Raw genomic sequence first — 21887 nt, forward strand, 5'->3', positions numbered from 1 at the left:
TCGTGGAAAATGCGTGACGGGCGCGTCATCATGCCCATGAGGCACTCGCAAGCACGGCGCTCTCGCTCTGCCCGCGGGCGGAGAGATTGCCGAGCGCGATCCTGTCGGCATCCGCCGCCACGATGCGGCCGCGCAGGTCCGCCATCAGCAGCGGATCGCACCAGCGCTGGACCCGGCCGACCGGCTGCGGCTCGCCGAAAAGAAAGCCCTGTATCTCGCTGCACCCCGAAGCCACGAGGAAGACGGCCTCGTCTATGGTCTCGACGCCTTCGGCGACGACCTTCATGCCGAGCCCGCGCCCGAGATCGATGATCGTGCGGACGATGACTTCGGCGCTGTCCACCACGCCGAGATTGGCGACGAAACGGCGGTCCAGCTTGATCGTGTCGAATGGATAGCGGCTCAGATAGCTGAGCGAGGAATAGCCCGTCCCGAAATCGTCCAGCGCGATGCCGAAACCCATGCGCTTCAGACCCTTGAGGATCTGCTGCGCCCGGCGGTCGTCGTCGATCAGCACGCTCTCCGTGATCTCAAGTTCGATCTGCTCGGGCCGCACACCGCTGCGGCGCACGTTCTCGCCCAGCATTTCGATGAAGCCGGGATGGCGGAACTGCACGGGACTGACATTGATGCTGATATGGTGGTCCGGCAATTCCTCCGCCAGCAGACGGCAGGCTTCGCGGATGACCCATGCGCCGATCTCGACGATATTGCCTGACGCTTCGGCGACCTGAATGAATTCCGCCGGGCCGATGAAGCCGCGCTCGGGATGCGGCCAGCGCAACAGCGCCTCGTAGCTCGTCACCTCGCCGGCGACGGTATCGACACGCGGCTGCAAATGAAGCTCGAACTCGCCGCGCTCTATGGCGAGCTTCAGCTCGACTTCCAGTTCGCGGCGGCGCTCGATCTCGGCATTCATGCCCGGACGGAACACGAACCAGGTATTGCGGCCCGAATTCTTCGCTTGGTAGAGCGCGACGTCCGCGCAGGCGAACAGATCCTCGCCTTCCGCCGCATGGATCGGGCACAGCGCCCCGCCGACGCTGACGCTGCCGGACACCTTCTGGCCGAAGCCGATATCGAACGGCTCGCCGAACGCCGCGACGATGCGGCGGCAGAAATCCTCGAGCTGGCTCTCGAACACGACATTGTTGAGGATCACCGCGAACTCGTCGCCGCCCAGCCGTGCCGCGACATCCTGGCGCCCGATCAGGTCGGACAGACGCCGCGCGGTTTCGCGGATGACGACGTCCCCGGCCGGATGGCCGTGAATGTCGTTGATATCCTTGAAACGATCGAGATCGACCAGAATGAGCGCCACGCTGCGGCGGCTGTCGGCAATATCGGCGGTCCGGGCGAGATACTCGTTGAACAGGCCGCGATTCGGCAGGCCGGTCAGCGGATCGTGCTGGGCGAGATGGCGGATGCGGCGCTCCGCCTCCTTGCGCTCCGTAAGATCGACGAGACAGCCGACACGGGCTTTCTCACCCCGGTAGACGATATCGCGGCCCCTCGCCTCCACGGCAACACGCCGCCCGCCCGGCAGGCGGATTTCGATCTCGTAGCCACCCTGTCGGTCCTCCCTGATCGCGGAGAAAACCGTCTCCCAGGATTCGTCGGACAGATAATCCGACATTCTGGAGCCGATGATCTGATCGACCGGCAGGCCCATCAGCTTCACAAGCTGCTCGTTGCAATCGAGAATCCAGCCGTCGCGATGGATGAGGATGGCCTCGAAGGTCGCGTTGGCCAGAGCGGTGACGCGCTCGGTCTCCTCGATCTCGCGTGTCATCTCCTCCAGCCTGTGCTTGTGGCACTCTTCCGCCTCGATGCTGTCCATCAGACGGTTGAAGAGTCCCGTCAGCTTTTCCGCCTCGTCGCCTGCAACCACCGGCAATCGCTGGGACAGGCCGACCGTGCCGTTGAGCAGGCCGGTGATGGCCTCCTCGACATGGCCGACGCCCATGCGCGAGGCATGTTCGACGACATTGAGGCCGATATCCTCGGCTTCGCGCGAAACGCGGATCTTCATCACCCGGTTGAGCAGATAGAAGAACGCGCAACCGAGGCCGAAGCACCAGACGAAATTGACCGCGACGCCGAGCGCCTGAACCTGAAGCTGGGCGAACGTGCCGCCGGCCGGCAGCAGTTCCGCCGGTGCGAGCACGGCAAGGCCGAGCGTGCCGACGACGCCCGCGAAGGCATGCACGCCGACCGCCCCCACCGCGTCATCGATGCGGAAGCGCGTTTCCAGAAGGTGATTGCCGTAAACGGCGGCGGCGGAACCGACAAACCCGATCGCCGCGGCTCCCGCGCCGCCGAGAACATGACAGCCTGCCGTAACCGCAACAAGACCGCCGAGCATGCCGCAAAGCGATTTTTCCGGAAGGACCACGCCGTCGCGCCAGTAACCGATCAGATAGCCGGTGCAGGTCCCGACGGCGCCGGCAAGCACCGTGTTGAGAATGATGCGGCCGACATCCGGCGTGACGGCCAGCGTCGAACCGCCGTTGAAACCGATCCAGCCGACGAACAGCAGCATGCCTCCGGCCATCGACAATATCGGATTGTGACCGGCGATCCGCACCGGCCTGCCGTTCTCGTCGAAACGCCCGACGCGCGGACCGATGATCAGGCAGGCCGCAAGCGATATCCAGCCGCCCGTGGCGTGGACGACGGTCGAACCGGCGAAATCGACGAAGCCGAGATTGCCGAGGAACACGCCGTCATTGCCGCCGAGCGCATTGCCCCAAGCCCAGTGGACGAAGAACGGATAGATCAGCGCGGACAGAACGATCGTGCCGATGACATAGGCCGTCAGCGCCATCCGCTCGGCCACGGCGCCGGAGACGATGGTGGCCGCGGTGCCGCAGAACATCACCTGGAACACGAAGAAGGTCGCCTGCCAGCCATCGAGGTCCGAAAGGAAAAAGAAGCGCCCGTCCAGCCCGAGAGGCAGAACCCAAGAACTGCCGAAGGCGAACATGAAGCCGATGGCGGCGAAGGAAACGATCGCGAAAACGAAGTCGAGCACGTTCTTCTGCGCGACGTTGATCGAATTGCGGGAGCGCACCATGCCGGCTTCGAGCAGCATGAAGCCGACCTGCATCATCATCACCAGCGCCGCCGAGATCAGGACCCAGGCGACGTCGAGCCTTTGGTCAGGCCGCCCCGGCCCCTCGGCCGACAGGACGACACCCGGCGACGCCAGCAAAAGCACTGCTCCCAGAAAAGTCGTCGCCAATCGCATCTGCCGAACCACCACGCCACAACAGCCGTTCCGACCATGAGGCTAGAGGCGCGAGCTTAAAGAAGTATGATAATTGCGAGGCAACTTTCATGCCATAATGTTCAGACATTTCCGGTTTTTACCGCATCTGCGAAGAGCGACGCGCGGTTCTGCTGGATGATCTGCTCCGCCTTCCGGAACGTGAACTCCACCGCGTCGTCCTCGCTGGTGAAGATGTCCGCACGGATGAAGTCCCGGCGCAGCGTCTCGCCATCGACATCCTTTTCGATGCGTCCGGCCAGACGGAATTGCGAGCCTTCGCGGATCGGCGTCGCGAAGACGCGCAGCCCTTCATGTTCGCGCGGCTCGCGCTCCTTGGCCGGCGCGGCAGGTGCCGAACCGCCGCTGAAAACCGACAGTAGCTTCGAGAAGATCGAGGGCATTTCGTTTCCTTTCGCCATGAGGCTTCGATGGTGCGGCCTGCGCCGCTCAGATGATCAGGTTGGCCAGGATATCGTTCTCGGTGATGTCCTCGAAACCGATACCGGCCTCTTCGAAGCGCTGCGTGAGCCCCGCGAAATTCGCCGGATCCCGGGTTTCGATGCCGATCAGGATCGATCCGAAATTGCGGGCCGACTTCTTCAGATATTCGAAACGGGCGATATCGTCGTCCGGACCGAGCAGGTTGAGGAAGTCGCGCAGCGCGCCGGGGCGCTGGGCAAGGCGGAGGATGAAGTATTTCTTCAGCCCCGCATGGCGCATCGCGCGTTCCTTGACGTCCGGCAGGCGCTCGAAATCGAAATTGCCGCCGGAGACGACGCAGACGATGTTCCTGTCCTTGATCAGCTCCGGGTCGAGCTGCTCCAGCGTGGCAATCGACAGGGCGCCAGCCGGCTCGAGAACGACACCCTCGACGTTCAGCATTTCGATCATCGTCACGCAGATCGCATTTTCCGCGATGAGAACGACCTGCTCGGCCGGAAAATGCTTCAGGGCGGCGAAGTTCAGGTCGCCGATCCGCGCCACCGCCGCCCCGTCGACGAAATTGTCGACCTTCGGCAGCGTCACGATCGAACCGCTTTCAAGGCTGCTTTTCAGGCTCGGCGCACCCGCCGGCTCGGCAAAGACGAAAGTGTCCAGGGGCAGGTCGCCCTCGAAATAGCCGGTGATGCCGGCCGCCAGGCCGCCGCCGCCGACCGGCAGCACGATCAGGTCCGGCGTCACGCCGTCCGGCAGTTCCGCGACGATCTCGGCCGCCACCGTCGCCTGCCCCTCAATGATGTCGGCATCGTCGAAGGGCGGCACCATGATGCCGCCGATAACCTCGACATGCTCGCGGGCGGCGGAATAGCACTGGTCGAAAATATCGCCGAAGAGGCGGATCGTGATGAACTCGGCCCCGAACATCCGCGTCTTGTCGATCTTCTGCTGCGGCGTCGTGACCGGCATGAAGACGATGCCGGGAACCTGGAAATGACGGCAGGCGAAGGCGAAGCCCTGGGCGTGGTTGCCGGCCGAAGCGCAGATGAAGGTCTGCCCGCTGCCGGACGCGATGGCCTTGCGCATGAAATTGAACGCGCCGCGCAGCTTGTAGGAGCGCACCGGCGTCAGGTCTTCCCGCTTCAGCCAGATGTTCGCGCCGTAGCGCCGGCTCAGATGCGCATTCAGTTGCAGCGGCGTTTCAGGGAAGATTTCGCGCACGGCTTCGGCTGCATTCTCGATGTCTTGTCTGTCCACGTGACTCGGGTCCATTGAAATTCGCGACTGCAATGGGTATTGCCATAAGCAGATGCGGAAACAAAGGTCGTTTGTGCCCGCAGCGGCAAAGCTACTCCCGCCACAGGAGCCCGGCGCGTTCGTCCGGCGCCCGCCATGTGCGGAAAACCGGGACACGATTTTCGTTGAACGCCAACCTGATACGGTCCGCCATCCATGTTGCAGCCGTATGCGGCATGTACCTCGCGACGGCGATGCTGCTCCCGGCTCTCGTGGACCTTTATTACCGTGACGACCATTGGCGGGTTTTCGCCGTCAGCGCCTTCATGACGGGCGGCATCTCGCTGCTCACCGCCACCGCCACCCGCGGCGCCCCCCCGCCCTTCAGCAAGCGTTTCGGCTTCATCCTCGTCAACGTGCTGTGGATCGTCTTTTCCATCGCCGGGGTGGTGCCGATCTATTTCTCCAGCCTCGGCCTCACCTTCGGACAGGCGATCTTCGAGGCCGTCTCGGCCGTCACCACGACCGGCTCGACCAGCATTTCCGGGCTCGACGCCATGCCGAAGGGCCTGTTGATGTGGCGCTCGCTGCTGCACTGGCTGGGCGGCATCGGCATCGTGGCACTCGGCCTTTTCATCCTGCCGTTCCTCAGGGTCGGCGGCATGTCCTTCTTCAGGATGGAATCGTCCGACAACACCAGCGACAGGCCGTTCGCACGTCTCGCCACCTTCACCCGCGCCTTCATCGCCATCTATGTGGGCGCCACCGCCCTGTGCGCCGTCGCCTACGACATCGGCGGCATGACCCGCTTCGACGCCATCAACCATGCGATGTCGACCATCTCGACCGGCGGCTTTTCCACGCACGATGCATCCTTCGGAAATTTCGGCGACAACCGCTTTCTCCTGTGGACGGCCACCTTCTTCATGCTGCTCGGCAGCCTGCCCTTCTCGATCATGATTCTTTTTGCCGTCCGCCGCCGCGTCGATACGCTGCGCGATCCGCAGATCGTCGTCTTTCTCGGCTATGTCTGCGTCTTTTCCATACTGGCGGCCGTCTACAACCACCTGAAGAACGGCGTCGACTTCGGCTACGCGCTGACGCATTCCTTCTTCAACTTCGCCTCGATCTTCTCCACCACCGGTTTCGCCAGCGAGGACTATACCCAATGGGGTGCCTTCGTCGTCGCCGCCTCCTTCATCGCCACCTTCATGGGCGGCTGCTCGGGCTCGACATCCGGCGGCATCAAGGCCTACCGCTTCGTCATCCTGTTCCAGACCGTCCATGTCGGGCTCAAGAAGCTCATCTATCCCGATGCCGTCTATTCGGTGCGCTACGGACGCCTAACCGTCGATGCCGAGACCCAGAAATCTGTTCTCGTCTTCTTCTTCGCATTCGTCTTCATCTGGGCGATGGGCAGCCTGGCGATGGGTGCGCTCGGCTACGACATCGCCACCTCGCTCTCGTCGGTCCTGACCGCGCTGGCCAATGTCGGCCCCGGTGTCGGAAATGTCATTGGACCGGCCGGCAACTTCTCTGCGATGAACGACCCCGCCTTTTATCTGCTGTCATTCCTTATGCTTCTGGGCCGTCTTGAGGTACTATCCGTGATGGTGCTTCTGCTCCCGACGTTCTGGCGCAACTGAACTCCCGACCCTAGCCGCTAAACCAAGGATCATTTTCGATGTCGCTCAACATCCAGTTCAAGGACACCTCCCGCAAGACTAGCGAAGTGCTGGAAGATATTCTGAACGAGATCAAGACGGACCGCATCACGCTTCGCGACCTGATGGCGATGATCGGCGAGCAGGGCCTGCTGCTGCTGTGCGCGCTGCTGTCGCTGCCGTTTCTCTTTCCGGTGTCGATTCCGGGCGTCTCGACGGTCTTTGGCGCCGGCATCGTCCTGATCGCCATCGCCATCACCATCAACCGCCTGCCCTGGCTTCCGAATTTCGTCGCCAACCGCCAGCTCGACACGGCAAAGCTCGTGCCGGTTCTGAACCGCGGCATCAACTTCCTGCGCCGGATCGACCGCTATCTGAAGCCGCGTTTCCTCTATTTCACCACCGGCATGGTCGCCAACCGGCTGAACGGTCTTGCCCTCACCTTCGCTGGCGCGCTGCTGATGCTGCCGCTCAGCTTCATCCCCTTTTCCAACACGCTGCCGGGCGTGGCCATCCTTCTGCTCTCGACCGGCATTTCCCAGCGCGACGGGCTTCTCGTGGCCTGCGGCTATGTCATGATCGGCCTGACGGTGATCTACTTCGGCGGCCTCGCATGGCTGATCTGGGCGACCGGCACCAGCTTCGAGATTCCGGGCTTCGGCTGACGGGAACGGCCGGGCGCAAATGAAGATGGTGCGCTTCTGCGGCGCATCGTCGAACCCACGGGGTTCGCAAGGCCGCATGGGCGCCGCCGCTGCTTCGGCGCCGCCTCTGGAGTGAAGCGGCCGAAGGTCTCGGCAGCGTGAAGAAAGGAAAATGGTGCGGGCGGCGGGGATCGAACCCGCATGACCAAAGGCCGAGAGATTTTAAGTCTCTTGCGTCTACCAGTTTCGCCACGCCCGCGCGCGCCTCTTTTCAGCAACTTGGATGCGCGCGTCAAGAGCATTTCCAGTAAAAGTGTGAAGCGGCTTTACGTCCGGAAATGCGTAAAAACAAAGGGTTGGAGCGTTTTCGCGATTCGGGGAAGAGCGCAAGCGCCCAAGGACCTGTTCTGCAATCCGTTTCCGGCATCGTGCAAATCCCGTTCGCGGCGTGTCGGCGAGGCGTTCATTATAGACAAGGCGCGGTTCGGGCGAACCGCGCCTTTTTCGATTTCGGCTGTCTTGCGGCGATCAGGCCGAAAGCTTGGCCGCCAGTTTGGCAACCGTTGCGCCCTGGAACTTCGCGCCCTCCAGTTCGATGGCCGAAGGCTGGCGCGAGCCGTCACCGCCGGCGATCGTGGATGCGCCGTAGGGCGAGCCACCCTTGACTTCCTCGACGCCCGTCTGGCCCTGGAACGAGTAAGGCAGGCCGGCAACGACCATGCCGTGGTGCAGGAAGGTGGGAATGAAGCCGAGGATCGTCGATTCCTGACCGCCGTGCTGCGTGCCGGAAGAGGTGAACACCGAACCGACCTTGCCGACCAGCTTGCCGTTGAACCACACGCCGCCGGTCTGGTCCCAGAAGGCGCGCATCTGAGAGGCGACCGTGCCGAAACGGGTGCCGGCGCCGACGATGATCGCGTCGTACTCTTCCAGTTCGGCAACGGTTGCCACGGGTGCGGCCTGATCGAGCTTGAAGTGGGCGCCCTTGGCGACCTCTTCCGGCACCGTTTCCGGCACGCGCTTGACGACGACCTCAGCGCCTTCGGCCTTGGCGCCTTCGGCAACGGCATAGGCCATCTGCTCGATGTGACCATAAGAAGAATAGTAGAGAACCAGTACCTTGGCCATTGTCTTCGCTTCCTTTTCCTGTTCTGGACCCTGTATGTCCGGGTCCGTCGTTTCGTCGCAAGCCGGCGGATGGGTTCGAGTATCATGCCCGGCAATGCCGTCGCCGCTGTGACAATCAACTTAGGGCGGTTGCGGCGGGCCGACCAGAGGGAACGCCGGGAACGGACTGTTCGACAATAGGATACGAACCTGCGGAATCTTCTCATAATTGCGACCACCCCGGCCAACGCCGGTTGCGCGTGAAACCCATTCCGCTTCGCCGCGCGTTGCGCTATTTTCCAGCGCCGCATTCGAGGGCCGTATTCGAGGGAAAGACAATCATGACCGCTCAGGACACCGTAACCGCCGCCATGCTCGCCATCGGCGACGAACTGCTTTCGGGCCGGACCCGAGACAAGAATATCGGCCATGCCGCCCACATGCTGACGCTTTCCGGCATCGACCTGAAGGAAGTGCGCATCGTGCCCGACGAAGAGGCGGAAATCGCCGCGGCCGTGAACGCCTTGCGAAGCCGCTACACCTATGTCCTCACCTCCGGCGGCATCGGCCCCACCCATGACGACATCACCGCGGATGCCGTTTCCGCCGCCTTCGGCCTGCCCTGCATCCACGATGCGAAGGCGCTGGAGCTTCTCGCCGCCATGTACGAGCGGCGCGGCATGGAGTTCACCGAAACGCGCAAGCGCATGGCCCGCATGCCGCAGGGCGCCGAGCACATTCCCAATCCGGTTTCCACCGCACCCGGCTTCCGGATCGGCAATGTCTACGTCATGGCCGGCGTTCCGCAGGTTTTCGAGGCCATGCTCGATCACGTCCTGCCAACACTCGCGCACGGCCGGAAGATGCTGTCGGTGGCCGTCACCAGCCCCTATGGCGAAGGCGAGATCGGCCTGAGGCTCGCAGCCATCCAGAAGGCGCATCCCGAAACCAGCATCGGCTCCTATCCGCGTTTCGGCGGCAACGGTGTCTTCACCACGGAACTGATCGTGCGCGCCCGGGACGAAACCGCTCTGGAAGCGGCAGCAGCGGACGTCCGGGCCATGATCGAGGCCATCCGGCAGGAAAAGGAAGCCTCTCCGGCCTGAAATCCGATCTTTTATCAAGCGGATGCAACCCGCTTGACTGAGGTCAAGGAAGGGCGTTTGCTGCGGCATCACTCTCGTCGTGTCAGGCGGCGCCCGCACCGGAGACAGCCTGCTCATCCCGACCCCGATGCCGGATGCGCGTGAACAGGGCGCGGCGCGCAGGGCCGCCAACCGCCAAAGGAGACCATGATGGGTTACAAGACAGTTCTTGCGGTTCTCGATAAACAGGACAAGGCCGGGCAGATCACCGATTTCGCGGTCCATCTGGCGGAAACCTTTTCCGGCCATGTCATCGGCCTGCATGTGGAGAACTACTCCGCCGTGCCGATCGTGGCGCCGATGGAGATTCCCGATCCCGTCGCCATCGAAGCGCTTCAGGAAGCCTCCAGAGCCGAAACGGGCGCCATCGAGGGCATTTTCACCCGGAAGGCCGACCAGAGCACCGCCACTTGGGAGTGGCGCCATTTCGTCTCGTCGATCGGCTTTTCCTCGACATCGGTGATCGACAGCGCGCGTGCCGCCGATCTCATCGTCGCGGCGCAGGGCGACGGTTCGCTTCTGTCCGATAACCGGTCCGACATCGAGAATTTCCTGTTCGAAAGCGGCCGGCCCGTTCTCCTCGTTCCCCAAATCCTGACCGAGCCGAAGCCGATCCGGCGCGTCCTGCTCGCCTGGAACGGTTCGCGGGAAGCCGCCCGCGCGACGTTCGACGCCCTGCCCTTCCTGAAACAGGCCGAATCCGTCGAAATCTTTTCGGTCAACCCGCAGGAAACGCCGACGCAGACCCCCGAAACCGCAGGAGCGGAAATCGCCGCCGCGCTCGCCCGTCACGGTGTCAATGCGGTCCTTTCCACGCACAGCGCCACCGATCTCGACGCCTCTTCCGTCATCGAGAACCGGCTTGCCGAAAGCAGTATCGACCTGCTCGTCATGGGCGCCTACGGCCATTCGCGCTGGCGCGAACTGCTGTTCGGCGGCGTGACCCGCACGCTGCTGGAATCCATGACGGCGCTCACGCTTCTGTCACGCTGATCCCCGGCAAGATGCCTGTGCGGAGCGGCCCTTGCGGTCGCTCCTGGCGTTTTCAGCGGAAAAGCCCGGATTTCCGGTATGGCGCGCATAAAACCGCTTCGCACTTCGCAGCGAATTGCTTTAAAAGCGCAGCCCATCTCAATCCCGTTTCCGCCCATCCGGAGTTCACACGCATGTCGCTACCCGAAAAAGCCTTTCCCGTTTCCTGGGACCAGTTCCATCGTGACGCCCGCGCGCTTGCCTGGCGGCTTGCCGGTCTCGGCCGGGAGTTCAGGGCCATCGTCTGCATCACCCGCGGCGGCCTCGTTCCGGCCGCGATCATCTCGCGCGAACTCAATATCCGCCTGATCGACACGGTCTGTATCGCCTCCTACCACGATTACCTGAACCAGGGCGAAACCAACCTGCTCAAGCCGATCTCCTCCGAGCTTCTTTCGGCGCAGGGCGAAGGCATTCTCGTCATCGACGACCTGACCGACACCGGCAAGACGGCGGCCGAGGTGCGGGCGATGATGCCCAAGGCCCATTTCGCCTGTGTCTATGCCAAGCCGAAAGGCGTGCCGATGGTCGATACCTTCATCACCGAAGTCAGCCAGGACACCTGGATCTATTTTCCCTGGGACCTGGGCTTCGCCTATCAGGAGCCGATCGCCAAGACCGGGCGCGACTGAGTCGCAGGCGGCGGGCTTTTTTTAACGAAGGCTGCGGTCCAGTCCGCCGCCTTCGCCCCGCCACGCGAATCACTCCGGCACATGCCGTAACGGAATGCGCCCGCGGGGCGTCCTATTCCGGTGAAACACACAACCTACTGGAAAACATGGGAAACTGTCTCAGACTGCGGTTTACGTCAGCCGCGTGACGGGGCGTGACTTTCCTGTCACGCCGCCACCACATCTCGTCTGCGACAAATCGTGTTCCCTCGCCCCGGCGGTCGAAAGTGCTGAAAGCAGTTCCGGCAAGCTGCTGAATTTTCGACGTTCTTCCACTTCCCCCAATTTCCACAGGTTCATCCACAACATCTTGTGGCCGTCACATCATAGTAAACCAGCCCTTGACGATGACGGGGGGAATGAACTTAATGGACACAGTTGCGGCGGCGACGGGTTCCGGAAGTAACGAGGCTGGAACTCCCTCTCGAAAACAGGCGCATGCACCCATTCGCGACCCGCTGGCCGGGCGCGGAAACGAGTCTTTGTGCCTGTTTTCCACCAACGCGGCAATGCGATGCGGGGGACTGGAAAAAATCAGCTGTGAATACTATATTTAGTGCTTGCAGCCGACCCGACCTCAACATACTGGGTGAGCATCAATCACCTGAAAGACAATGAGAACGGCTGCTCCGACAACCGGGACAGCTGCGGGGATTTGTTGCGCCCGCCATGACGGGCCGGAACAGAATATGAAGGAAGGGCAAAATGCGCATTGAACGCCGTTTCACCAAGCCGGGCCAGTCGGCCTATGCGGACATCGCGTTCCGCAAGGCGGTCAGCGAGATCAAGAATCCGGACGGTTCGATCGTCTTCCGGCTGGCGGATATCGATGTGCCGACCCAGTTCAGCCAGGTCGCGACCGACATTCTGGCCCAGAAATATTTCCGCAAGGCCGGCGTTCCGGCGCGCCTGAAGCGCGTCGAGGAAAACAGCGTCCCTTCCTTCCTGTGGCGCTCCGTCGCCGACGAGGAAGCCCTTGCCGAACTGCCCGAGAATGAACGCACCGGTTCCGAGACCGATGCGCGGCAGGTCTTCGACCGTCTGGCCGGCACCTGGACCTACTGGGGCTGGAAGGGCGGTTATTTTTCGTCCGAGGAAGACGCCCTTACCTTCCGCGACGAGCTCGCCTACATGCTCGCCACGCAGCGCGTCGCCCCGAATTCCCCGCAATGGTTCAACACCGGCCTGCACTGGGCCTACGGCATCGACGGCCCCGGCCAGGGCCATTTCTACGTCGATCCCTTCTCCGGCCACCTCGTCCAGTCCAATTCGGCCTATGAGCACCCGCAGCCGCATGCGTGTTTCATCCAGTCCGTCGGCGACGATCTGGTGAACGAGGGCGGCATCATGGACCTGTGGGTCCGCGAGGCGCGCCTCTTCAAGTACGGTTCCGGCACCGGCTCCAACTTCTCGCATCTGCGCGGCGAAGGCGAAAGACTGTCCGGCGGTGGCCGTTCCTCGGGCCTGATGAGCTTCCTGAAGATCGGCGACCGCGCGGCGGGCGCCATCAAGTCGGGCGGCACCACGCGCCGCGCCGCCAAGATGGTCGTGGTCGACATCGACCACCCGGATATCGAGGCCTATATCGACTGGAAGGTGAAGGAGGAGCAGAAGGTCGCCGCCCTCGTCACCGGCTCCAAGATCGTTTCCAGGCACCTGAAGGCCATCCTGAAGGCCTGCGTGAACTGCGAAGCCGGCTCCGAGGACACGCGCGGCGATTGCTTCGACCCGGCGAAGAACCCTGCCTTGAAGCGCGAGATCCGCGCCGCCAAGAAGGATCAGGTTCCGGAAAACTACATCAAGCGCGTCATCCAGTTCGCCCAGCAGGGCTACAAGGATATCGAGTTCAAGACCTACGACACGGACTGGGATTCCGAAGCCTATCTGACCGTCTCGGGCCAGAACTCGAACAATTCCGTCTCGCTCAGGGACGACTTCCTGCGCGCGGTCGAGAACGACGGCGAGTGGAACCTGACCGCCCGCACCGACGGCAAGGTCGTCAAGACCCTGAAGGCCCGCGACCTGTGGGAAAAGATTTCCCACGCCGCCTGGGCGTCGGCCGATCCGGGCCTGCACTTCAACACGACGATGAACGACTGGCACACCTGCCCGGCCGCCGGCCCGATCCGCGCGTCCAACCCGTGCTCGGAATACATGTTCCTCGACGACACGGCCTGCAACCTCGCCTCTCTGAACCTGCTTCAGTTCAAGGATGCTGCCACCAAGCGCATCAATATCGGCGATTACGAGCATGCCGTGCGCCTGTGGACCGTGGTCCTGGAAATCTCGGTGATGATGGCGCAGTTCCCCTCGCGCCAGATCGCGGAGCTTTCCTACAAGTATCGCACGCTCGGCCTCGGCTACGCCAATATCGGCGGCCTGCTGATGTCCTCGGGCATCCCCTACGATTCCGACGAGGGCCGCGCCATCGCCGGTGCGCTCACCGCGATCATGACCGGCATCGCCTATGCGACCTCGGCCGAAATCGCCTCCGAACTCGGTCCGTTCCCGGAATTTGAGCCGAACCGCGAGCACATGCTGCGGGTCATCCGCAACCATGCCCGCGCCGCCCGCGGCGACGCCGCCGGCTATGAGGGCCTGTCCGTCAACCCGGTGCCGCTGGTCCACAAGGATTGCTCCGACGCCGACCTCATCACCCATGCCGTTATCGCCTGGGATCTGGCGCTGGAACTCGGCGAGAAGCATGGCTACCGCAACGCCCAGACGACGGTGATCGCCCCGACCGGCACGATCGGCCTCGTCATGGATTGCGACACGACCGGCATCGAGCCCGATTTCGCGCTGGTGAAATTCAAGAAGCTCGCCGGCGGCGGCTACTTCAAGATCATCAACCGCGCCGTACCGGAAGCCCTGCGCTCGCTCGGCTACACCGAAAGCCAGATCGCCGAGATCGAGGCCTATGCCGTCGGCCACGGCAACCTGAACCAGGCGCCGGGCATCAACCCCTCGGCGCTGAAGGCCCGGGGCTTCACCGACGAAAAGATCGAGGCCGTCAACGCCGCCCTGAAGAGCGCCTTCGACATCAAGTTCGTGTTCAACCAGTGGACGCTCGGCGCCGACTTCCTGAAGGACACGCTCAAGGTCACGGACGAGCAGCTCGCCGACATCAGCTTCAACCTGCTCGACCATCTCGGCTTCGCGAAGAAGGAGATCGAGGCGGCGAACGTCCATGTCTGCGGCGCGATGACGCTGGAAGGCGCGCCCTTCCTGAAGGACGAGCATCTGCCGGTCTTCGATTGCGCCAATCCGTGCGGCAAGATCGGCAAGCGCTACCTGTCGGTCGAAAGTCATATCCGCATGATGGCGGCGGCGCAGCCCTTCATCTCGGGTGCCATTTCCAAGACGATCAACATGCCGAACGAGGCGACCGTCGAGGATTGCGGCAGCGCCTACATGCTGTCCTGGAAGCTGGCGCTCAAGGCCAACGCGCTCTATCGCGACGGCTCGAAGCTGTCGCAGCCGCTCAATGCCTCGCTGATCGAGGACGAGGACGACGAGGACGCGCTGGAGGACTTCGTCCAGCAGCCGGTCGCGGCCCAGGCCGTGACGGTGACGGAACGCATCGTCGAGCGGATTGTCGAGCGCGTCGTGCGCGAGCGTGAAAAACTGCCGAACCGTCGCCAGGGCTACACCCAGAAGGCAGCCGTCGGCGGCCACAAGGTCTATCTGCGCACCGGCGAGTTCGGCGACGGCCGCCTCGGCGAGATCTTCATCGACATGCACAAGGAAGGCGCCGCCTTCCGCGCCATGATGAACAACTTCGCCATCGCCATCTCGCTCGGCCTGCAATACGGCGTGCCGCTGGAAGAATATGTGGAGGCCTTCACCTTCACCAAATTCGAGCCGGCCGGCATCGTCATCGGCAACGACGCGATCAAGAACGCCACGTCGATCCTCGACTACGTGTTCCGCGAACTCGCCGTCTCCTATCTCGGACGCCACGATCTGGCCCATGTCGATACGTCGGATTTCTCCAACACCGCCCTCGGCAAGGGCATCAAGGAAGGCAAGACCAACCTCGTTTCCACCGGATGGACCCGCGGCTACAAGCCGACGCTGGTTTCGGGAAACGTTGACCGCTCGCCCTCCGAGGCCAAGGGTTCGGCGACCGGCGCTCCGGCCAAGGCCGCCTCGACCGGCACTGTGACGGCGTTTTCGGGCAATGCCGCCCGCAAGATCGAGCCGGCGCTTGCCGTCTCCACCTCCGAAATCGTCGCCTTCAAGCGCGACTACGAGGAGCGGGCGAAGGAACTGGCGGAGGAAATCGCCGAGGAGGCGACCGACGAACCGCTGGCCGACGAAGCCGCGCAGGAACGCACCGCACTGTTCTCCGACAAAGCCGCGGCCGATGCCGCCGCCGCCAGGACGGAAGCCAAGCGGCTCGAAACCGAGCGCCGCGCCCGCGCGGTGATGCAGGGGTACACCGGCAACATGTGCTCCGAGTGCCAGAACTTCACGATGGTGCGCAACGGCACCTGCGAGAAGTGCGACACCTGCGGCGCGACGAGCGGTTGCAGCTAAGGGACGCGATACGCACAGACCGAATTTGTGCAGGGAACGCCGCGGCTGAAACCGCGGCGTTCCGTCATTCGGGAGCGAGCGCCCTTTGAGCAACGATCTTCTGGCCTATGCGGGCCTTTTCAGTGCAGCTTTTCTGGCGGCAACGATTCTGCCGGCCCAGTCGGAAGCGGCGCTCGTTCTGCTGATTCTGACGGAAAACTATCCGCTTGCCGCTCTCGTCGGGGTCGCAAGCCTCGGCAACGTGCTCGGCTCCGTCACCAACTGGCTGCTCGGCCTCGGCATCGAGCGTTTTCGCATCAAACGCTGGTTTCCCGTTTCCCCGCAAAAGCTGGCGACAGCGGAACGCTGGTATCTGCGTTACGGCAAGTGGTCCCTTCTGGCGAGCTGGCTGCCCATCGTCGGCGATCCCTTGACCGTGATCGCCGGTGTGTTGAAAGTGCCTTTTCTGACCTTTCTGCTTCTGGTCGCGGTTGCCAAGACCGGGCGTTATATCGTTCTGGCGGGCGCGACGAGCGGGTGGATGTGACGCTGCCGGCAACAATGACGGCAGCCGATACGAACGGGATGGAACGATGGGCTTTCGAAAGATCTGCATTTACGGCGCCGGGGCGCTGGGTGGCGGGATTGCGGCGAAACTCGCGGCGAGCTGCGCGGAGGAGACCGACATCAGCGCAGTGGCGCGTGGCGCTCATCTTAACCGCATCCGCCGGGACGGTCTGACCCTTCGCGAGGACGGCGCGGATGCGCCGCTCGTCGCGCGGCTGACCGCCACCGACGATCCGCGCAAACTCGGCGCGCAGGATCTCGTGATCACCGGCCTCAAGGGACACCAGCTCGCGGCCGCGGCGGAGGGCATCGCCGCGCTGCTGAAACCGGAAACGCGGGTCGTGATGATCCTGAACGGTATTCCGTGGTGGTATTTCCACGGCGAGCCGGACAATCCCTACAATGGCACGCAGTTGGAACAGCTCGACCCCGGCGGCGTGCTGTGGCGGCTGATCGGGCCCGAACGCGTGATCGGCTGCGTCGCCTATCAGGGCGGCGAGGTGGTCGAACCCGGCATCGTCCACCTCTATCACAAGAAGCGGCTCATCCTCGGCGAGCCGGCCAATACGGCCAGCGCCGACATCGAGGCCATTGCCGCGCTTCTCAACCGCAGCGGCCTCGTCGCCGAGACCACGACGCGGATTCGCGCCGAAATCTGGTCCAAGCTGATGAACAATGCCGCCTTCAACCCGTTGAGCGCCCTCACCCGCGCGACGATCGTTCCGCTGCTTTCCGATCCCGGCATCGTCGAAACGATGGAGCGGATCATGACGGAGGTGAAGGCACTGGCCGGTGCGGTCGGCGTGCCGCTGACCATCGACGTCGCGCAAAGGCTGGAGGAAGCGCGCGCGATCCCGGACGTGCGGACTTCCATGCTTCAGGACCTGCTGGCCGGGCGCCCGCTGGAGATCACTCCCTTGCTCGGCATCATCGTGGCGCTCGGCCGCACGACCGGCACGCCGACGCCGGTCTGCGAAACGGTGCTGCACCTCGTCAGCCGCCTCGATGAGGAGAATCGGCGGAGCCGATGACAATCAGCGGCGGTTGCGCTCCTTGCGCAGCTTGTCCCACCAGTCGAGGCGTTTCCTGATCTCGCGCTCGAAACCGCGTTCCGGCGGATCATAGAAGGTCTTCCGGCCCATCTTCTCCGGAAAGTAATCCTGGCCGGAAAAGGCGTCCGGTTCGTCGTGATCGTAGCGGTAGCCGTCGCCGTAACCTTCGGTTTTCATCAGCTTGGTCGGGGCGTTCAGAATGTGCTTGGGCGGCAGCAGGGAGCCGTTTTCCTTCGCGGCCCGCATCGCCGCCTTGTAGGCGACATAGACGCCGTTCGACTTCGGGGCGGTGGCGAGATAGACACAGGCCTGCGCCAGCGCCAGTTCGCCCTCGGGAGAGCCGAGATAGTCGTAGGCGTCCTTGGCGGCATTGGCGATCACCAGCGCCTGCGGATCGGCAAGGCCGATATCCTCGACGGCCATCCGCACCAGCCGGCGGCCGAGATAGAGCGGATCCTCACCCGCATCGAACATCCGGCACAGATAGTAGAGCGCCGCATCGGGATCGGAACCGCGCACCGACTTGTGCAGGGCGGAGATCAGGTTGTAGTGGCCGTCCTGCCCCTTGTCGTAGACGGGCGCGCGGCGCTGGACCACGCGGATCAGGCCATCCGTATCGAACACCTCGCCGGACCGGGCCGCGCGCCAGACCTCCTCCACCAGCGTCAGAACGGCGCGGCCGTCGCCGTCGGCCATGCGCACCATCGCCAGCCGGGCATCCTCATCGAGCGGCAGCGGCTTCTCTTCGGCCGCCTCGGCCCGCTTCAGCAATTCGCCAAGGCTCTCCTCGTCGTGCGGCTGGAACGTCAGCACCCGGGCGCGCGACAGAAGAGCGGCATTGAGTTCAAAAGAGGGATTTTCAGTCGTCGCGCCGACGAGAATCACCGTGCCGTCTTCCATGACCGGCAGGAAACTGTCCTGCTGGGCGCGGTTGAAACGATGGATTTCGTCGACGAACAGCAGCGTCTGGCGACCCGACATGCGGCGGGCACGGGCCGATTCGAAGACCTTCTTCAGATCGGCCACGCCGGAAAAGATCGCCGATATCTGCTCGAAGGCCAGCCCCGTCTCGCCGGCCAGAAGCCGAGCCACCGTGGTCTTGCCGGTTCCCGGTGGCCCCCAGAAGATCATCGAGCCGAGAGAACCCGCTTCGATCATCCGCGTCAGCGCGCCGTCGGGACCGGTCAGATGCGCCTGGCCGGAAACCTCGGCAAGGCTTTTCGGGCGCAGACGCTCCGCCAGCGGCCGCTTGCCGGTCATGGCTTCCGGCTCGTGACTGGAAAACAGGTCGCTCATGCATCCCTCCTGCCCCGCCCTTACAAGGGCGAAGGCGCTCGTCGCCGTTCGATGGTTCATTCTACGCCATTTGAGGCGTAAAACCGCTGCCCGGTTTCACGCAAATGCCGTTTCTCACCGGAAAAACTGCGTCATGCGCTGGCCTTCGCGCTCGATCTCGATGCGCCAGAAGCCCGGATCGTCGCCCAGCATCGCCTGAAGCGCCTTGACGTTCGCCACCGCCGTCCCGTTGATCGAGACAATGATGTCGCGCGGCTGGAAGCCGAGCCGCGCGGCAGGCGAACCGCGCTGGATGGCGGTGACGACGACGCCGGTCTTCTCGGCCGGAAGGCGGATCTCGCCGGCCAGACGCGGCGAAAGGTTGGCAATCCGCACACCGGTAAACGGCGTGCGGCCGGCGATTTCCGTCTCGTCGCGCGGCACGGTCTCCGGCGCGGTATCGAGCTTCAGCGTCAGTTCGCGCTCGCGTCCACCCTCGACGATCGAAAGACGCGCGGCACCGCCCAGTCCGGCCGTGGTCAGGCGGTAGCCGAGCGCATCGGGATGCTCGACGGGAATGCCGTTGACGGCGGTCACGATTTCGCCCGGCTTCAGGCCGGCCGCCGCCGCGGGGCCGCCCGGCACGACCTTGACCACCAGAGCGCCGCGCACCTTCTCGAGCCCCAGCGCATCGGCAACGTCAGACGTCACCGGCTCGAAGCTGGCGCCGATATAGGGGCGCTCGAACCGGCTGGCGCCGCTTTCGGCCGCCGAGAGGAACACCTTCACCAGATTGCCGGGAATGGCGAAGCCGACGCCGTTCGAGCCGCCGCCGCGGGAAAAGATGGCGGTGTTGATGCCGATCAGTTCACCCTTCATGTTCGTCAGCGCGCCGCCGGAATTGCCGGGGTTAATCGCGGCATCGGTCTGGATGAAGAAGCCGAAATCGCCCTGGGCAATCTGATTGCGGGCCAGCGCCGAAACGATACCGCTCGTCACCGTCTGGCCGACGCCGAAGGGATTTCCGATGGCCAGCACCAGGTCGCCGACTTCGAGCGCATCCGAATCGCCGATCGGCAGAGACGGAAACCGTTCCCGCGCATCGATCTTCAGGACGGCGAGATCGAGCCGCTCGTCCTTCAGAAGCACCTGGCTTTTGAACTCGCGGCCATCGGCCAGCGCGACCTTGATGTCGTCCGCCCCGTCGATGACGTGGTTGTTGGTGACGACGAGGCCGCCATCCGAAACGATGACGCCGGAGCCGAGCGACGACTGCCTCTCCGTGCGGTTCGGAAGCCGCTGGCCGAAGAACTGGTCGAAGAAGGGATCGCCGGTCAGAACGCGGCGCTGCACTGCCTTCTCGGCATAGACGTTGACCACGGCACCCGCCGTCCTCTTCACCAACGGTGCGAAACTGGCCTGGACTTCGGCCTGGCTTTCCGGCACGCGCCGTTCCTGCGCCTCGGCGCCGGCGGGCTGCATCAGCACGAGCGACAGCACCACGAGGGATGCGCATTTGAACCTGGGCAGCATGTGATTCCCTTCTCGCGTTCGACGATCCGGCACCGGTCCCGCACGCCTGGGCGCCCGGACGATGCAAAATTCTGAAAGATAGCCTTAGTTTCGTTGATGGTCGAAACGATTGTCCAACGATTCCGAAGGCTTCGCTTCCGGACGTAGATAGGGATTCAGGCGGAAGAGTGAAAGCCCCATTGCAACCGCATGAACTCTTCGTAAGGTTTCGATGAGGAAGAAACAGGGAGGTCTTTATCATGCGCGCCATCCTCGCCGTCGGCGACACGACCGTCCACAGCTTCACCGTGACCCGCGAGAAGACGGTGCCGTTTCTTTATCCCGAAAGTCCGGAATTTCAGGCAATCCCGGAGGTATTCGCCACCGGTTACATGGTGGGCCTGATGGAGTGGGCCTGCATCCTGTCGCTCAAGCCCGCGCTGGAGGAAGGCGAAGGCAGCCTCGGCACGCTGATCGAGGTGACGCACGAGGCACCCACCTTGCCCGGCCAGACCGTGACCGTCGAGGCGACCGTCGCGTCCGTCGACGGCCGCAAGGTGCTCTGGAACGTGATCGCCCGCGACGAACTCGACATCATCGGCCGGGGCCGCATCGGCCGCGCGGTCGTCGTCTGGGACCGGTTCAAAGCAGGGCTCGACAAGAAGGCGGAACGGCTCACGCCGTTGTCTGGATGATGGCTTCCGTCAGGCCGTGCAGGGCGTCGCGGTAGCCGGTTCTGGCCGAGGGCGCATCCTCGCGGGAGGTCATGGCGATCGTCAGACCGCGCGACGGTACGATATAGAGCATCTGGCCGCCGAAGCCCCAGGCATAGGCCGTTCTTTCGCCGGCCATGTTCCGCAGGAACCAGCTATAGCCGTAACCGTCGCCGTTGAAGACGGACGCCGTTCGCGGCGTCCACGACTGGTCGATCCATGCCTCGGAGATGAGCCGCTCGCCCTTGGCCGTGACGCCGCGGCGGCGGTAAAGCTCGCCGAAGGCCAGCAGCGAGGCCGGCGTCATCGCCATCTGGTTGCCGCCGAGATAGATGCCCTGCGGGTCGCGCTCCCATCCGCCGATGGAAAATCCGTCCAGCGGCCGGAACCATTCCCGCGCCAGAGCCAGCGTCGAGCGGCCGGATTGCTTCGTCAGGATGGCCGACAGGAGATGCGTGGAGGCCGTGGAATAGAGCATGCCGCCGCCCGGCTCGTCGACGAACGGAGCGGCAAGCGCCGTCCGCACCCAGTTTCGGCTGGAAACCCATCGCCCGTAATTGCCGCCGGACATGCGCTCCAGCCCCGCCTGCATCGACAGCAGATGGCCGATGGTGACGCGTTCCAGACGCGCGTCGGGATTGGCAGGCAGATCGGCCTTGAGAAGCGGTGCGATCGGCTCGTCCACCCCCTTCAGCACTCCCTTGTCGATGGCCATGCCGACAAGGGCGGAGATGACCGACTTCGATGCCGACTTGATATTGGTGCTGCGCCCCAGCGACGCGCCGTTGAAGGCGCGTTCCGAGACGATCTCGCCGTTGCGGGCGATGGAAAGGGTTCGAAGCCCTTCCAGCCGCGCGGCCCGGTCGAACACGGCGTCGACCCCGGCCAGTTCCGCCGCGCGGGCGGAACCGGTTCCCACAAAGGGCGCAAGGCCCATCAACCCAAGAATGGTGCGTCTTTTCATCAATTAGAGATAGGAAACGATCGCGCCCGAAAAAAGAAAAGGGCGCGAAACCGCGCCCCGTCTCACCGGATCGTG

Annotated in this window: 16 protein-coding genes and 1 tRNA gene; 9 read left to right on the plus strand and 8 right to left on the minus strand. The window is 63.7% G+C overall.

From position 1 onward, the window contains the following. Positions 1-28: 28 nt before the first annotated feature. The 3 genes from amt to ilvA form a co-directional block, all read right to left on the minus strand. Entirely contained in the window at positions 29-3244 is a 3216-nt protein-coding gene (gene amt / locus NOF55_RS12110; protein ID WP_306411617.1) for an ammonium transporter, read from the minus strand. Positions 3245-3351: 107 nt separating this feature from the next. After that, complete coding sequence (locus NOF55_RS12115) at positions 3352-3672, minus strand: HlyU family transcriptional regulator (RefSeq protein WP_306411618.1); 321 nt, start codon at positions 3670-3672, stop codon at positions 3352-3354. A 46-nt stretch (positions 3673-3718) separates the two neighbouring features. Continuing rightward, a complete protein-coding gene (gene ilvA / locus NOF55_RS12120) occupies positions 3719-4966 on the minus strand; it encodes a threonine ammonia-lyase (protein WP_306411619.1) in 1248 nt (415 codons plus the stop codon). A gap of 164 nt (positions 4967-5130) precedes the next feature. On the opposite strand from ilvA, the gene NOF55_RS12125 reads away from it, so the two are divergent. After that, on the plus strand, positions 5131-6591 hold the full coding sequence (locus NOF55_RS12125; RefSeq protein ID WP_306411620.1) for a TrkH family potassium uptake protein: 1461 nt from the start codon (positions 5131-5133) through the stop codon (positions 6589-6591). 38 nt (positions 6592-6629) lie between these two features. Further along, positions 6630-7274 carry an exopolysaccharide biosynthesis protein gene (locus NOF55_RS12130; protein ID WP_306411621.1) on the plus strand — a complete coding sequence of 215 codons (645 nt, stop codon included), beginning with the start codon at positions 6630-6632 and terminating at the stop codon, positions 7272-7274. Positions 7275-7426: 152 nt separating this feature from the next. Here NOF55_RS12130 and NOF55_RS12135 read toward each other — a convergent pair. Together NOF55_RS12135 and wrbA are read right to left on the minus strand one after the other, a co-directional pair. Continuing rightward, positions 7427-7512, minus strand: a tRNA-Leu gene (locus tag NOF55_RS12135). A gap of 269 nt (positions 7513-7781) precedes the next feature. Then, positions 7782-8381: an NAD(P)H:quinone oxidoreductase type IV gene (gene wrbA / locus NOF55_RS12140; RefSeq protein ID WP_306411622.1), complete on the minus strand. Its 600-nt coding sequence runs from the start codon at positions 8379-8381 to the stop codon at positions 7782-7784. A 320-nt stretch (positions 8382-8701) separates the two neighbouring features. Here wrbA and NOF55_RS12145 point away from each other — a divergent pair, with 320 nt between their 5' ends. From NOF55_RS12145 to NOF55_RS12170, 6 genes are all read left to right on the plus strand, one after another. Next, positions 8702-9466 (plus strand): competence/damage-inducible protein A, encoded by a 765-nt coding sequence (locus NOF55_RS12145; protein WP_306411623.1) that lies wholly within the window; start codon positions 8702-8704, stop codon positions 9464-9466. 189 nt (positions 9467-9655) lie between these two features. Continuing rightward, positions 9656-10498: a universal stress protein gene (locus NOF55_RS12150; protein ID WP_306411624.1), complete on the plus strand. Its 843-nt coding sequence runs from the start codon at positions 9656-9658 to the stop codon at positions 10496-10498. Positions 10499-10671: 173 nt separating this feature from the next. Then, positions 10672-11169, plus strand: coding sequence for a xanthine phosphoribosyltransferase (gene gpt / locus NOF55_RS12155; RefSeq protein ID WP_306411625.1), 498 nt, complete (start codon positions 10672-10674; stop codon positions 11167-11169). 744 nt (positions 11170-11913) lie between these two features. Further along, positions 11914-15750, plus strand: a complete 3837-nt coding sequence (locus NOF55_RS12160; protein WP_306411626.1) for a vitamin B12-dependent ribonucleotide reductase — start codon at positions 11914-11916, stop codon at positions 15748-15750. A gap of 85 nt (positions 15751-15835) precedes the next feature. Next, the gene (locus tag NOF55_RS12165; protein WP_306411627.1) at positions 15836-16276 is read left to right on the plus strand and encodes a YqaA family protein; all 441 of its coding nucleotides are present in this window, start codon (positions 15836-15838) and stop codon (positions 16274-16276) included. 46 nt (positions 16277-16322) lie between these two features. Continuing rightward, positions 16323-17327: a ketopantoate reductase family protein gene (locus NOF55_RS12170; protein ID WP_306411628.1), complete on the plus strand. Its 1005-nt coding sequence runs from the start codon at positions 16323-16325 to the stop codon at positions 17325-17327. A 3-nt stretch (positions 17328-17330) separates the two neighbouring features. Here NOF55_RS12170 and NOF55_RS12175 read toward each other — a convergent pair whose 3' ends face one another. Together NOF55_RS12175 and NOF55_RS12180 are read right to left on the minus strand one after the other, a co-directional pair. After that, entirely contained in the window at positions 17331-18644 is a 1314-nt protein-coding gene (locus NOF55_RS12175; protein WP_306411629.1) for a replication-associated recombination protein A, read from the minus strand. Positions 18645-18758: 114 nt separating this feature from the next. After that, the gene (locus tag NOF55_RS12180) at positions 18759-20156 is read right to left on the minus strand and encodes a DegQ family serine endoprotease (protein WP_306411630.1); all 1398 of its coding nucleotides are present in this window, start codon (positions 20154-20156) and stop codon (positions 18759-18761) included. Between the two features lie 239 nt (positions 20157-20395). Between NOF55_RS12180 and NOF55_RS12185 the strand changes: the two genes are divergently transcribed. After that, entirely contained in the window at positions 20396-20830 is a 435-nt protein-coding gene (locus tag NOF55_RS12185) for a thioesterase family protein (RefSeq protein WP_306411631.1), read from the plus strand. On the opposite strand, the gene NOF55_RS12190 is transcribed toward NOF55_RS12185, so the two are convergent. Continuing rightward, the gene (locus tag NOF55_RS12190; protein ID WP_306411632.1) at positions 20811-21812 is read right to left on the minus strand and encodes a serine hydrolase domain-containing protein; all 1002 of its coding nucleotides are present in this window, start codon (positions 21810-21812) and stop codon (positions 20811-20813) included. The two genes, NOF55_RS12185 and NOF55_RS12190, sit on opposite strands and share 20 nt — an antisense overlap. Between the last annotated feature and the right edge of the window lie 75 nt (positions 21813-21887).

It is taken from the genome of Ectorhizobium quercum (genome assembly GCF_026552795.1).
GTDB classification, from domain to species: domain Bacteria; phylum Pseudomonadota; class Alphaproteobacteria; order Rhizobiales; family Rhizobiaceae; genus Ectorhizobium; species Ectorhizobium quercum.

Bases quoted from the DNA above. Each gene is read 5' to 3' on its own strand.
- NOF55_RS12115 (WP_306411618.1), bottom strand. From the start codon at position 3,672: ATGCCCTCGATCTTCTCGAAGCTACTGTCGGTTTTCAGCGGCGGTTCG.
- NOF55_RS12145 (WP_306411623.1), top strand. From the start codon at position 8,702: ATGACCGCTCAGGACACCGTAACCGCCGCCATGCTCGCCATCGGCGAC.
- NOF55_RS12190 (WP_306411632.1), bottom strand. From the start codon at position 21,812: ATGAAAAGACGCACCATTCTTGGGTTGATGGGCCTTGCGCCCTTTGTG.
- NOF55_RS12170 (WP_306411628.1), top strand. From the start codon at position 16,323: ATGGGCTTTCGAAAGATCTGCATTTACGGCGCCGGGGCGCTGGGTGGC.
- NOF55_RS12180 (WP_306411630.1), bottom strand. From the start codon at position 20,156: ATGCTGCCCAGGTTCAAATGCGCATCCCTCGTGGTGCTGTCGCTCGTG.
- NOF55_RS12160 (WP_306411626.1), top strand. From the start codon at position 11,914: ATGCGCATTGAACGCCGTTTCACCAAGCCGGGCCAGTCGGCCTATGCG.
- NOF55_RS12130 (WP_306411621.1), top strand. From the start codon at position 6,630: ATGTCGCTCAACATCCAGTTCAAGGACACCTCCCGCAAGACTAGCGAA.
- NOF55_RS12150 (WP_306411624.1), top strand. From the start codon at position 9,656: ATGGGTTACAAGACAGTTCTTGCGGTTCTCGATAAACAGGACAAGGCC.
- NOF55_RS12185 (WP_306411631.1), top strand. From the start codon at position 20,396: ATGCGCGCCATCCTCGCCGTCGGCGACACGACCGTCCACAGCTTCACC.
- NOF55_RS12175 (WP_306411629.1), bottom strand. From the start codon at position 18,644: ATGAGCGACCTGTTTTCCAGTCACGAGCCGGAAGCCATGACCGGCAAG.
- gpt (WP_306411625.1), top strand. From the start codon at position 10,672: ATGTCGCTACCCGAAAAAGCCTTTCCCGTTTCCTGGGACCAGTTCCAT.
- wrbA (WP_306411622.1), bottom strand. From the start codon at position 8,381: ATGGCCAAGGTACTGGTTCTCTACTATTCTTCTTATGGTCACATCGAG.